Here is a 13,021-nt window from a genome sequence, read left to right as displayed (position 1 = left end):
CGGTGTTCAGGTTCTTCTTGGTCGACGAACCCTTTACCGGAGACCTCGCCCATTCTTGATCACCGACACACCCGACAACGCCAAAATCCAGGTCAGGCAGTCACAGCAACTTCGATACAGGCCCTAGGGCCCGGCGGTGTGGTTCGACGTCAGCGCCGAAGGCGAGGAACCGTCGCGCACGCGTGCGAACAGCGTGCGCTTCGGTGAGCCGGGCCAGGAATGCCTCTGCGCCAACATTGCCGCGTGGCGCCCGGGCTTTCTAGCCTGCGACAAGTCCGGCACTTCAGGGAGCCGCGACAGCGGGGTGGCCAGGGGATCACGTCCGGGTCGGCAGGCGCGTCAGCCGCTTGAGCACGTGGCGTGACCCCTCGTTGGGGAGGAGTATCGGGTTCGTGGAGTGGCTTGCCGAGTGTTCGGTGGACGCCTTGACGGAGGCGTTGCGGGTCGTCGCGCCCGGGTTGGCCGGGCTTCGGGTCGTGCTGCCCGAGCTGGTGGGTCGGGACGAACCGCAGTGGCGGGCGTCGAGTGCGGCCGTGGGTGATGAGTTCGTCGCGAAGTTCGCCTGGTCGGCCCCGGCCGCGCGGCGCTTGGCCCATGAGATCAGCGTGTTGTCGACACTGGCGGGCGACGCTCGGATCCCGTTCGTGCCCGAGGTCGTCGCCTGCGGTACCGAGCCGGTGCTGTTGGTTACCAGGCGTGTTCCGGGGATGTCGCTGTTCGCCGTGGTGGACTCCGTCGACCGTGACCACGCGGGCAGACAACTGGCACGTTTCTTGGTGGCACTGCACGATCCGGGCACGCGCGCGTGCGTCGAGCAGGCAACCGGTACCTTGCCGACCCCGCGAGCGACTGCCACCACCGAACAGATCCGCGCCCGCTTCAGCCGATGGGTGCGGCCAGACCAACGCCACACCGTCGCGGACTGGTGCGACTGGGCCGACGAACTCCTGGCCACACCGTGTCCACCCGCGTTGGTACACGGCGACCTGCACGGCGACAACCAGGTGTGGCGCGAAGACCGCCTATGCTTGGTAGTCGACTACGAGACCGTCAGCGCCGCAGAGCCGGAGTACGACTTCCGAGCGCTCCCGGCCACCGGACCCGACTGCGAACTGCTGACAGCCACAGTGCGGCACTACGAGCGCCTCAGCAGCCGCGCCCTGTCGGTCGAGCGGATCATGGCCTGGCACCTGCGCACCACCCTGGACGACGCCCTGTGGCGAAGCGAAGCCGGAGTTCCCCTGCCCGACCACCGCACCCCGGCCGCCTGGGTCGACGACCTCGCCACCCGGTTCGCCACGCTCGGCATCCGCTTCTCCCCGTCCTGAGCATCGACGGACCCTGTCGCCACTGGACAGGTCACCGGGTTCGCAACCCTGGTCCAGCAACGAGATGGCCGCCCCCGGGACGACCAACAGCACCGGTGACCACCGGGGTGCGTGGTCGGCCGACCCCGCCCACCACGACCAGTGCCGCCATGACCTGCCTGGGCCACACGGGAACACCCTCGGCCGCGGTACCTGCGACCTACGTACCCAGCAGCACGCCCAAGTCGCAACGGGTTCGAGAGTCCCAAATGGTCTCAAGTGGACTGCTCGTCAACGGAAGCCCCGCGCCTCTGGCGCTGTCCAGCACGGAAACCGCATCTTGAGCTTGTGCGGCGTCGGCCTCAAACGCAACGTGGTGGGGACCAGTCAGGGGTCCACACGTCGTCGGTTGCCGTGGCTCGGCATCTGGCTTCCAGGTACGCTATGAAACTCGCGAGGACGGGTTCTGGGTTGTCCGCGTGCCAGATCACGGACATCGGGTAGATCGGGGCCGGGTTGACGACTGGGATTCGACGTAGGTCGTAGCTTTCCGGCCAGAGGTATTGTGCGCCTTCGCCGACAAAGGTTGCGAGCCTTGCCGAGTCGGCGATTTCGGCGAGCAGGGCCTCGACACCGAAGCTGGGGCCGATCCTGTCGATGGTGAGGCCGAACTCCTCCGCGAGGTCGTCGTAGTAGCCGATTGGTTCCGCGTCGGACATGCCGGGCATCCAGATGGGGTGGTCGGCGAGATCGGCGGGGGTCACGGTCTCGGCCCTCGCCAGCGGGTGGCGTGGGCCGACCAGGAGTTGGTGCCGCTCGTCGATGACGCGGGACGACCGGAGTCCGGTCGCGACCTTGCCCGCGGTGTCCCGCAGCGATCTGAAGGTGGCGTCCAGGGCCCCGGCGCTGACCTCGGCCAGTGCCGTCGCGGCGTCGATGTTGGTCAGTGTCACGACGTCCAGCTCGATCCGGGGGGACTGCCGGTAGAACGACTGCAGGGCGTTGGAGACCGCACCCCGGCGGTTGACGACGTCGATCCGGAGGGCCCTGCGGCCCGGGGTCACCGCGGCCGCGGCGCGTTCGGCGACGCGAACGAGCTCGCGGGCGTGCGGGAGCAGCGCCTGCCCGTCGACCGTGAGCCGGACGCCCCTGGCACCGCGCACGAAGAGCGTGACACCCAGCTCGCGCTCCAGGCTCGATATCCGTTTCGAGGCGGCCTGCTGGGTGATTCGCAGAATGTCGGCAGCGGCTTGGACCATTCCGGTTTCGGCGACCACCACGAAAGTGCGGACCGCGTCGAGATGCACTGGGGCAACTTATCACCACAACCAGAAGTTGTGACACACCGACTGACCCGTTGTTGGTGCCGCCCCTTGCCGACCGGCTTCACTGTCGCGGCACCGGAGAACTGGTCACGAGGGATGAGGGAGCGAAGCGAGTGCGGAACATGTGGCGGACGGCCGGCCTCAGCCATTCATTCAGGTGGTTGTGGTCGGCCTACGCGGTCAGCGCTTACGGGACCTGGGTCGGCTTCGGAGCGTTCTCGGTCGTCGCCATCACGGTGCTGAACGCCGGCACGGCGGAAGTGGCGGTGTTGTCGGCATCCGGTCTCGCGGTCGGGGCGGTGCTGGCGGTCCCCCTCGGGCCGTGGGTCGAGTTCCACGCCAAGCGGCCAGTGATGATCTTCATGGACCTGACCTGCTTCGGGGCGTTGGCGTCCATCCCCGTCGCCCACGTGCTCGGCGTGCTGTCCTTCGAGCAGCTCCTGCTGGTCTCCAGCGCCGTCGCGGCGGCAAAGATCGTCTTCACCGCCGCGAGCGGTGCCTACCTCAACGCGATCGTGCCCGGCGACCGACTCCTCGTGGCCGCGAGCCGATTCGAGTCCACCACCTGGTCGGCCACGATCATCGGACCACCCGCCGGTGGCGCCGCCATCGGGCTGCTGGGACCGGTGGTCACCGTGGTGGTCGACGCGGTGAGCTACCTCGGCTCCGCGCTCTGCATCGGCGCGATCAGGGAACCCGAGCGGCCCGCGGACCGCAAGGCGGACCGCACCACCAGGTGGCACGACATCGTCGAGGGGTGGCGCTACGTCCTCGCCCACCCCACGCTGCGCAGGCTCTTCCTCAACACCATGCTGGTCAACGCCCTGATCATGGCGGGCGAGCCGCTCCTGTCGGTGCTGATGCTCTCCCAGCTGGGGTTCCCGGTCTGGCAGTACGGGCTGGCCTTCGCGATTCCGTGCGTCGGGGGCTTGATCGGGTCGCGACTCGCCCGCCGCGTCGCCCACCGCTGGGGCGAACAGCGGGTGCTGCGGGTCTTCGGCGCGCTGCGCGCGTTCTGGCCCCTGGGGCTGGTGTTCACCCAGCCGGGCGTGACCGGCCTGCTGATCGTGATGGCCACCCAGCTCGGGCTGATCGTCTGCATGAGCATCTTCAACCCCGTCTTCGCCACCTACCGGTTGACCAACACCGACGCGGGCCGCCACGCCCGCGTGCTCGCCGCCTGGTCGATCACCAGCAATCTCAGCATCGCCGCGGTCACCGTGCTGTGGGTGCTGCTCGGCCAGCTCATCGGACTGCGAGCGGGCCTCGCCGCGGCCGGGCTCCTGCTCCTCGCCACGCCCCTCCTGCTGCCGCGGCGGGCAGCCGGGCACTCGGGGCCACCGGCCGAGGAGGCGGCCCCGACCAGGGCACGAGCCTGACGCGGAGAGCCCGCGCTTGCGGCCGGAATCGACGACACAGCCGGTCATTCGCCGCACCTGTCGCAAGGCGGCAGCCGGTCACGGCGACGGCGAGGTCACTGCGGGCGATTCGGCCAACTCGGTGCGCACCCTGACCGAATCGCCCGCTCCACCGACCGGCCGCGCTAGGCGCGTCGGCTCGTCACCACAGGTTGCTGAGCAGACTCGCGAGCGCCGCCGCGCTCTCGAGCAGGACGAGGACGAGCTGCAGCACTACGAGGACAGCCTGGATCACGAGGACGGGACGGCGCCTGCGCGGGTTCTTGTTCAAGGCGATCACCTCTCTGAAGAGTCGGTGATCACAGGGAAGCGCGGATCGGGGACGCGCGCGTCCTCCGCACCGGTTCCTCCGCCGCGGAGGAACCGACCGCGCTGGGAATCGGCGATACTCGACACCATGTTTGACGGCCCGCTCGACGACATAGCGATCAACGTGCGGACGAAGAGCCGCAAGACCTCCACCGGCCTCGACCTCGCCAACAGTCCGGTGACCCGGGCATTCCTCGAAGGCGGACGGCGACTGGCCGAGAACGAACTGCTGGGCAACGTCCACGCCCAGCGCCGCTCGTTCCATCCGCTGGGCACGCTGACGAAGAGCCGGGTCATCGACGAGGCCAAAGTGATCTTCCGGGAGGCGCGGGGTGACCAGCGGGTCGCGCGCGCCCTCTACGGGGCGGTGCCCGAGGCGGAGAGGCCCACGACGAAGCCGTCGGTCGGCACGCTCCGAGATCGCTGGGATGTCCTCCCCCTCTTCCTGGGTGACCTGGTCCGGTACGTGCTGAGGGATCGCTACTCGCTGACCGACGGGATGCTCGACGAGAGCACACGTGCCGAACTGTGTGAGACAGCGGACTTCAGCGCCGCGGTGGACCAGGTCGCCTACGAGGACATGAGAGTCCTCTACGCCAACGAGACCTCGGCGCGGTTCCAGTACCTGATGACCGGCCTGGCCGACTTCCACGACGAGATCAGGGTCGCCCTCGCCGGCGTGTACGAGCACTCTTTCGAGTACTGGCGCGGTGTTTACGCGGAGATAATCGAAACGCGGGGTGTGTCGCTGCGCCCGGGGATCTCCCTCGACGAGTTGACGATGATGCTGACCGGAATGGCCCAGGGGCTCAGCCTGCGCCACATCGGGGCCGCGGGCGTCAAGGTGGTCGACAACCAGAACCGGAGCTCGGTGCTGGGAAAGGCCACCCAGATCCTGATCGCCGGCGCCATCGACCCCGGGGACGGCCGGGAGGTGGCCGACGTCGTCGACGAACTGATGGCCGTACGGACCCCACCGAGCACGGATCGCGGGAAACTGGCCCGGTTCCGTCCCCTTGTCAGGCGATCTAAGAACCAGCGGTGGTAAGCGGCGAGAGCTGACGCAGGCGGGTCGGATCACCAACAGCAACGGCGCCGCGAGGAGGCATGAAACTGCGGGTAATCGACTCAGAGCGTTGGCTGGTAAAGCGGTTCGGTGATTTCACGTCAGAGAAACGGACTCGGAAGAGTTCGCGGAAGAAGCTGGTGCTGCAAACGCGCGGCAGTGACCGGTCGTGGGGCAGCAGCACGGTGCGCGCGAGCGACTACGAGCGCGCCGAGGTGAGCCTCGGTTGGCCCGGTACAGATAAGTATGCGGTGACCGCGCTCCGAGACTTGGTAGGCGGGTCGCCCGGTGCTGAAAGAAGTCAAGCTCACATTCGTCAGGATGAGTCTCGTTGTACTTCCTCGCCTAATTCCGAGGTCTGACCGACCGACGCGTGTGAACCAATCGCCGCGTCATCAAACGAGCCGGTTGCGACGGCCCGAAGCGTCCTCGACCGAGCCAGCTGCAAAGCCGCCAACAGCATCAACATCCTGGGCCTACCAATGCCTTGACACACCACGCCATCGCCTGGCTGCACGGCCCGAGCTAGTCCAGGTCGATCGCGCGGATGTAGACGTGCGGGGTCGGGGTCGTGCGGTCGACCGCGATCTCCACCTGTTCGCGGTAGTTGCCGGGTAAGACTGTGTACCAGGTGTCGACAGGGGTCCCCGTGGCGAAGACCCAGGGGATCGCTGAGCCCTCCGGCGGGCGGATCGGCTGTCCGGAGGTGCCTGGCCACACCGAATCCGGGTGTTCGCTGTCCTCTCCCAGACCGGACAGGAACGAGGCCACGCAGTCAGCGGTCCCGGCGAAGTCGAACGTGACGTTCTGTTCCCACTCCGGGTCGACGAAGTACCGCGTGCCCGCCCGGGCGCACTCCGGCAGGCGCACCCTCGACAGGCGTTGGGCGTCGTCGATGGAGTAGCCGGACACGCTGCCCGGGTACGCCTGCGGATCCGCCTCGTCGCTCGGCCAGAACAGGATCACCGCACCCACCGCCGCCACGCCGACGAGCGCGGCGGCGGTCAACCAACGAGTCTTGACGGGCACATGCTCACCTGTCCACGTCACCGATCACCACGGCCGGTCGATCGTCATGGTTTCACTGCCCCGCAGCGTGAGCGGGTGCTTCCACGGGTCGAAGTTGTAAACCTTGCGCATCTCCATCGTGACGCTACCTCGCACGCGCGTGTGGCCTTGGCCGTCGGAGGTAGCGGTGACTTGGCCGGACATCCGGTACATGATACCTGGCAAGACGAACACATGGTCCTTATCCCCTCTGAGTTCGACGCCAATCCAGTTGCTCTCCACCTCACCCGATCAGCCAAGCGTGCGATCGCTGGTAGCTGGCTCGGTCCGTGACGGGTGGACAGCAAGAGCACTGGAGTAGTGCTCACCGGACCTGTTGCATCGTGCCCTGGCAGAACCGATCAGGGACCGCCCGAGGGCGGCATGGCTGACGCATGCCGACACCCCTCCGGTGAGAAACGCCGTCGGCGGCCGAGCGGGGCGTCGTCTCAGGACCGGGTGAGGCGGCCACTAGGTCGAAAGTGCGCGCTACCAGATCAAGCAGCCCTCCAGCGGACTCTGGGCCGCACCCTCCCATCGGACACAGACCCGGTCCATCCCCCGTTGGAACGTCCTCGGCCAGCAGCCCACCCAGTTCGATCAGCCGTGGCTGCTCCGGTGCCCCGGGATGCCCCAGGGCACCGACGCTCAGCCGGGTTCGGACTAGCGAGCCCGGGCTCAGTCGCGCTTGGCGCGCCGTTTGCGATTCGCGAAGAGTAGGGCGGAGCCCGTGCCGAGGGCCAAGACGCCTGTGGCGATCATCCAGGGCAGGCCCGAGACGCCGGTTTTGGGGAGGGCCGGTGGGCGGATGGGGCTCGGGGCCGGGGTGGTGGTTGTGGTCGTCGGGTTGGTGGGCGTGGGAGTGGGGGTTGTCGTCGGGGTGGGCTGGGGGATGTACACACCCGCGTCGATTGTGTGGTCTACCTCGCCGGGGGTGTTGGGGGCGGTGACGGGGGCGAGGCCGTTGCAGAGTTGGCCTGTGGTGGGGGGAACCACATTGGAGTCGTGGACTCGGTCGGTCGCCACCAACGGGAGGGTGAAGCGGAGGTCGGTGGCGGGTGGGCGTTCGGGGACCTTGTCGGTGTTCGCTGTGCAGACGTTGAACTGCACTGTGTACTTCGCGCCGCGGGTCAGTTCGTAGGTCGCGCCGACGCCGCCGAAGTAGTATTCGCCTGCGGCGTCGGTCTTTGTGGTGGCGAGTTGATTTCCGTTGGTGTCCAACAGGTTGATCGTCGCGTTGGGCAAGCGGACGTCGCCGGGGTCTTGGACGCCGTCGTGGTCTCCGTCGAACCAGACGAGGTTGCCGATCTGGATGGGGGCGTTCGCGGCCTGGTAGGCGATGGCACCGAGGCCGCCCGACTTGCCGAAGCCGTTCTGGTTGGCGCCGACGAACTCGTAGGCGTTGGCGGGCGCGTTGTTGCCGGGGCCCTGGCCGGTCTTGATGTCGTAGAAGCCCGCGCCGCCGGTGGCGACGTGGATCGTCGGGTCCATCTGGGTGCTGACGACCCACTGCTGCCGCGGGATGTAGGCGACCGCCCCCTGCGCGGCCTCCTGGTGCGGTCCGCGCGTCGTCGGCCCCTGCGGGGCGAAGTAGTCGCCGGGGAAGTACTCGACGACGCCCGCGTCCTGCAGGCCGTGGTCGGTGTTCTTCGTGTGGTCGGGGCAGTCCCCGGTGCCCTCCCAGGAGTACCCGCCGGTGGGCTTGGCGCACGCCATGTTGACGTCTCCGCCGGAGAACCCGTTCTGCACGGAGTCGTTGCCCGGCCGCGGGTCCAGCCCGGCCCAGCCCGTCGCGTCCATGAACCGGTCCCGGAAGCCGAGGACCATCGACCCGTCCCGCGCGAACGCGAGACTGGCCAGCTGCGGCTGCGGGTCGATCAGCGAGCCGGCGCCGTGCTTGTCCCAAGTGGACAGCCGGGTGTCCCACGGGTTCCAGTGCTCGCCCCGCGCGTCCGGGGTCGCGTTGACCAGGACCTCGCCGCGCTCGAAGTCGAGCCGCTGGGTCAGCACCGCGGTGAAGCCCGCGCCGTCGTAGGCGTAGACGACGACCTTCAAGTCGGCCCGGTCCTGCGTGCTCTCCGCGCTGCACACCCCGCCGACGTACACGGTGCCGTCGTGCGCGGCCACGGTGAACGGCCGCCAGTCGGTGGCCGCCGCGCAGCCGGGGTCGGGGACCGGCACGGTGGCCTTCGGCGCCGCGGCGGTGTCGCCGGTCGCGTCGAAGGTGATCAGGTTTCGGGTCAGCAGGTTCATCGCGTAGAGCGTGGAACCGTCTTCCGACAGGGCAAGCCCGCCGATGCTCTCCTTGCCGGGCGCCTCGGTGAAACCCCCGTCCTTGTTGAGGTTGGCCGTGTCGTGCGGCGTCACCGCGGCACCCTGGACCTTCGCGAACAGGGTCGGCGCGCCGCCGTCGAGCGGGATCGCGTGGATCGCGTCGCCGCCGTCGGGCCCGTACCGGGTGTGCCGCCGGGCGAACGCGCTCTGGAACAGGCGGTTGCGGTACTTGTCATACGCCAGGCCGAAAGTCGTGCCCAGCTGCGCCTGCGTGGCCAGGCTCGTCGGGCACGCGACCTGGTCGGGACACGTGCCCCGGGTGTTCACCCCGAACGCCACCAACGCCCGCGTGTCCGTCCCGCTCGCCCCGCTCTGGACGGGGACGAAGTACCGGCTGTCCGGCAGCGTGTAGTCCGCCGCGTTCCACACCCCGGTGACCACCGAGTCGTCCTTGCCCCCGGACACCTCGACGAAGGTGGTGAAGCTGTCGAAGTGGTTGGTCGCCGTCGACGCGGGCGCGGCGCGCAGATATCCGCTGTACGGCGCCGGAATGGTGACATCCACTCGATAATGCCCGCCGACCAGGTCGGTTAACGGCGGCACCACGACTTTCCCGGTCGCGTCGGTGGTACCGGTGACGTGGTGACCGTCGCGGTCGCTGACGTCGACCGCCATGCCCCGCTGCGGCACGTCCATCGTCGCGTTGATGACGCCGGTGCCGAAGAAGTCCCGTAACACCTGGACTGTCAGGGTTCCGTCCGCCGCGTCGGCCGCCGCCGTGGGCCCCGACATGGCGCCGCACGCGAGTACGGCGACGGCCAAGCCGACCCGCACCGGTCTGCTCACCACTCCCCTGGTTGCCCGCCGCATCACGTCCCCCTCGTGGAAAGTCGTCGCGAACCGCCACAGACAACCAGAACGGCACCGAGCTGGGTGCAGGCGATTGGGTGAACCAGGGGGGTGAATCACCGGCCCGTTAAGATCACGCCGCGTGCGGAGCATTCGAGCTCGACGACATCCTTTGCGGCGCAAGTGGTTCTCCCGCCCCTGGGGGGTGGTCGCCATCGGCGTCGCGGTCGTGGCGGTCGGCGTGGCCGTGTTCCTGATTACCGGTTCCCGACCGAGCGGACCACGACCGCTGACCCCGGACGAGGCGAACCGCCTTGCCATCACGCGGTTCCTCAACTACCAGGCGGCGGGTCGCGCGGTGACGATCACCGTGCCGACGGCCTCGGGTGGGTTGGTCATCACCGGTTCGGTCGACTTCCGCGCCCACGTGGGCTACGGCGTGGTGCGCGGCACCGGGCGCGACACGTCCAGTGATGGGCTGATCCAATGGAGCGCCACCGCGGTATCCGTCAACCCCATGGTGGAAACCCCAATGGCGGCACCGGCTACGCCACCCGATTCAGGCTGGCGGCGCCGACCGCTGAGCACGTCCGGCAGCGCGCTCGACAGCGCGCTGCTGATCACGCTCAGCCTGGCGGGCGACCGGCCCGAGAACGCGGAACTGCTGCCGCAGAACGGGGCCACGTGGATCGGACGCGAGCGGGTCGGCGACCTCGAGGTGGACGTCATGGCCGGGCCCGCCGCCCGGGCCAGGCCCGGCACTGCGGGCAACGTCCGCTACTGGGTGGACGCGGACGGCACCATGCGCCGGGTGCACGCCGATGTGGCGTCCGAGCCGCGGCCGGTGGTCATCGACTTCGACGCCCGGCCCTATGTCCCGGTGCAGCCCGTCCCCGGGATGCGGTAGCCGTTGTTCAGGACGGCCGCACCAGCGCGCCGTCGGCGAGCAGGGACGCGGGCGGCAGGGGGATGTCCGCGAGGTCCGGCAGCACGGGGATCTCGGGGACGGCTGTCGGTCCCGCGGTGGTGGCGTTGGGGAACTGCGGCTGCGGGGCGGGCGCGGCGACGTCGGTGAACGGGATGCCGCGTGGCGGCTTCGGCACCACCCACGTCGCGGATGGCGACTGCTCGGTACCCGGACACACCGCGGACGTGGCCAGTCCGGTGGGTGCGGTCGTCGTGAGGTCGTTGCCGCGCAAGCAGTTTCCTCGCCCACGGGTGGCGGTGGGGAAGGTCCAACCGATGTCGACGCCGTTGGTCGCGAAGACGTTGTCCACGACCTGGTTGCCGTTGGGCGAGATGTCGGCGGTCGCGGTGATGACCAGGCCCGCGTTGGTGTTGCCGGTGATCCGGTTGCGGATGAAGGTGTTGTCGCTACCGCCGTCCACACCGATGCCGATCCCCCACCCGCCCTCCGCCTGCTCGGGGGTCGCGGCCTGCTGGTTGTCCGACACCAGGTTGCCCGCGATGGTGGCGTTCTGTTGCGGCAGCAGCTTTTCCTGGTGGTCGGAGCTGGTGGTGAGGCCCACTCGGTTCCCGGTGAACCGGTTGCCGACGACGTAGACGTCCCCGCTGGCGTTGGTGCCCTCGTAGCCGACCGCGTTCAGTTCGGCGATGTTGTCCCGCACGACGATCCGGCACGGCTTGCACTGTCCTATATAGATTCCCGAGTCGGGTGAGCCGGAGGCGTAGGAGTGCTCGATGACGCCGCCCTGGGCGGAGAACGCGTATATGCCGTACAACCCGTTGCTGGTGGCGGTCACGTGCGAGACCAGGAAAGACTTCAGGAAGGCGACCGGCTCGTCTCCGGTGTCGTAGCCGCCGTCGCCGGGCGACCCGGATGCCGCCCTCGCCGAACCGGTGAGCAGAAGGCCGTTCTGGGTGTTGTTGCGCACGGTCAGGTTCTGCACCGCCACGCCGGGCGCGGTGACGACGACACCGTTCGGCTGCCGCAACTGCCCGTCGATCACGACCCCGTCCCGGGACTCGCCGCGAAGGGTTATCCGCGCCGTGCCGACCTTGACCGACTCGTGGTACACACCCGGTGCGACCAGCACTAGGTCCCCGGGCCGCGCGAGGGACACCGCGGCGGTGATCGTCGGGGCGTCGGCGGGCACCCTGATCGTCACTCGCGCGCCGTCCGGCCGCTTGCCCGGTGCGCCCTCGTCGGCGCCGCAGCCAGCGAGGGCGAGCGCCAAGACCACGGCGAGACCGAGACGAAGCATGGGCGCCAGTGTGGCACGGCCGACGGATTCGCCGACAGCGGCGCGAATGTGGCACCCTCCACGCCGTGGAACCGTCACGTCGCGCGTTTTTCGGCGCCACAGCGACCATTCTGGCCGCGGGCCTCACCTCCGGGTGCGCGCCGGACACGGCAAAACGTGAAGCCCCCGCGTCGGTACCGCCGACGGGGCGGTTCCAGGCCGGCGTCACGACACCCCATTCGGCCCAGGCCAACCTACTCGTCGTAGTGGTCGATGTCGTTAATGGCACGGCAATTGGTTCGCTGCTGGCCGAACTCGGCGAGACTGTCCGCGCGCTGACCGCGGGGACGGACGCGCGACTCCTCGGCCTGCCGCCGGGCGATCTCACGGTGACCATCGGCGTCGGCCCCCAGCTCGTACGTGCGGTCGACCCGTCCTTGCCCGGTGCGCTGGACCTACAACCGTTCTCCCACGAGCGAATCGCACCGCAGGCCCGCGGCGGTGACTTGTTGCTGCAGATCTGCGCCAACGACGCGATGATCCCAACGATCGCCGCCGCCGCGTTGCTACGCCAAGCAGGTGATCGGGTGCGGGAACGGTGGCGGCAGTCCGGCCACCGCGGTTCGACCGTTCCGGTGGAGGGAAGCCGCACCGCACCACGAAACCCCTTCGGCTTCACCGACGGCGTCGTCGGTCCGCACACCGCCGCCCAACAGGGCCGGGACCTGTGGCTGCCCGGGCCAGTGCCGGTCGCGGGCGGCACCATCGCCGTGCTCCGGCGCATGGAGCTCGACCTGCCACGGTTCGCCGCGTTGCCCGTCACCGAACAGGAAGCGGTCTTCGGACGACATCGCGGCACCGGCGAGCCGCTGTCGGGCGGCACCATCGCGTCCGACCCGGACCTCGGCGCCAAGACGCCGGACGGGCGCTACCTGATCCCGGTGGGCTCCCACGTCCGCAGGGCGCACTCGGCGGTGGTGGGGGTCAGCCTCATGTTGCGCCGCTCCTACAGCATCGACGAACCCGCCCCGGGTCTGCTGTTCATCAGCTTCCAGAACGACGTCAAGACCTTCACCAACACCCTGACCCACATGGAGAACGGCGACGCGCTGCTGCCGTTCACGACCACCACGGCCAGCGCGACTTTCCTGGTACTCCCCGGTTTCGACGACACGCACCCGCTCGGCGCCACGCTCTTCGCCCGGTAGGCCAGGGGTGAGGC

General features: G+C 69.0%; 10 protein-coding genes. 5 read left to right on the top strand and 5 right to left on the bottom strand.

Annotated features, from left to right (window positions below; all coding sequences use genetic code 11):
* Positions 1–416 precede the first annotated feature (416 nt).
* On the top strand, positions 417–1,328 hold the full coding sequence (locus QSK30_RS08735) for a phosphotransferase family protein (RefSeq protein ID WP_285501148.1): 912 nt from the start codon (positions 417–419) through the stop codon (positions 1,326–1,328).
* Between the two features lie 341 nt (positions 1,329–1,669).
* Here the strand turns inward: QSK30_RS08735 and QSK30_RS08730 are convergent, their stop codons facing one another.
* Complete coding sequence (locus tag QSK30_RS08730; RefSeq protein ID WP_285501145.1) at positions 1,670–2,614, bottom strand: LysR family transcriptional regulator; 945 nt, start codon at positions 2,612–2,614, stop codon at positions 1,670–1,672.
* A gap of 179 nt (positions 2,615–2,793) precedes the next feature.
* Between QSK30_RS08730 and QSK30_RS08725 the strand changes: the two genes are divergently transcribed.
* Positions 2,794–4,011 (top strand): MFS transporter, encoded by a 1,218-nt coding sequence (locus tag QSK30_RS08725; RefSeq protein WP_502871806.1) that lies wholly within the window; start codon positions 2,794–2,796, stop codon positions 4,009–4,011.
* A gap of 16 nt (positions 4,012–4,027) precedes the next feature.
* Positions 4,028–5,407, top strand: coding sequence for a hypothetical protein (locus QSK30_RS08720; protein WP_285501144.1), 1,380 nt, complete (start codon positions 4,028–4,030; stop codon positions 5,405–5,407).
* 543 nt (positions 5,408–5,950) lie between these two features.
* On the opposite strand, the gene QSK30_RS08715 is transcribed toward QSK30_RS08720, so the two are convergent.
* From QSK30_RS08715 to QSK30_RS08705, 3 genes are all read right to left on the bottom strand, one after another.
* Complete coding sequence (locus QSK30_RS08715) at positions 5,951–6,454, bottom strand: hypothetical protein (protein ID WP_285501142.1); 504 nt, start codon at positions 6,452–6,454, stop codon at positions 5,951–5,953.
* Between the two features lie 24 nt (positions 6,455–6,478).
* Positions 6,479–6,715 carry a hypothetical protein gene (locus tag QSK30_RS08710; protein WP_285501139.1) on the bottom strand — a complete coding sequence of 79 codons (237 nt, stop codon included), beginning with the start codon at positions 6,713–6,715 and terminating at the stop codon, positions 6,479–6,481.
* Positions 6,716–7,150: 435 nt separating this feature from the next.
* Positions 7,151–9,592, bottom strand: coding sequence for an SdrD B-like domain-containing protein (locus QSK30_RS08705; RefSeq protein WP_285501137.1), 2,442 nt, complete (start codon positions 9,590–9,592; stop codon positions 7,151–7,153).
* A gap of 145 nt (positions 9,593–9,737) precedes the next feature.
* Here QSK30_RS08705 and QSK30_RS08700 point away from each other — a divergent pair, with 145 nt between their 5' ends.
* On the top strand, positions 9,738–10,502 hold the full coding sequence (locus QSK30_RS08700; RefSeq protein WP_285501135.1) for a hypothetical protein: 765 nt from the start codon (positions 9,738–9,740) through the stop codon (positions 10,500–10,502).
* 7 nt (positions 10,503–10,509) lie between these two features.
* Here QSK30_RS08700 and QSK30_RS08695 read toward each other — a convergent pair whose 3' ends face one another.
* Positions 10,510–11,820 (bottom strand): right-handed parallel beta-helix repeat-containing protein, encoded by a 1,311-nt coding sequence (locus tag QSK30_RS08695; protein WP_285501133.1) that lies wholly within the window; start codon positions 11,818–11,820, stop codon positions 10,510–10,512.
* A 65-nt stretch (positions 11,821–11,885) separates the two neighbouring features.
* Here QSK30_RS08695 and QSK30_RS08690 point away from each other — a divergent pair, with 65 nt between their 5' ends.
* Positions 11,886–13,007 carry a Dyp-type peroxidase gene (locus QSK30_RS08690; protein ID WP_285501131.1) on the top strand — a complete coding sequence of 374 codons (1,122 nt, stop codon included), beginning with the start codon at positions 11,886–11,888 and terminating at the stop codon, positions 13,005–13,007.
* Positions 13,008–13,021: the final 14 nt, after the last annotated feature.

The organism is Actinokineospora sp. NBRC 105648, from assembly GCF_030269645.1.
Classification (GTDB): Bacteria; Actinomycetota; Actinomycetes; order Mycobacteriales; family Pseudonocardiaceae; genus Actinokineospora.
Note: the sequence above shows the minus strand (reverse complement) of the source record. Positions and strands in the feature narration are given on the sequence as shown.

Bases quoted from the DNA above. Each gene is read 5' to 3' on its own strand.
- QSK30_RS08695 (WP_285501133.1), bottom strand. From the start codon at position 11,820: ATGCTTCGTCTCGGTCTCGCCGTGGTCTTGGCGCTCGCCCTCGCTGGC.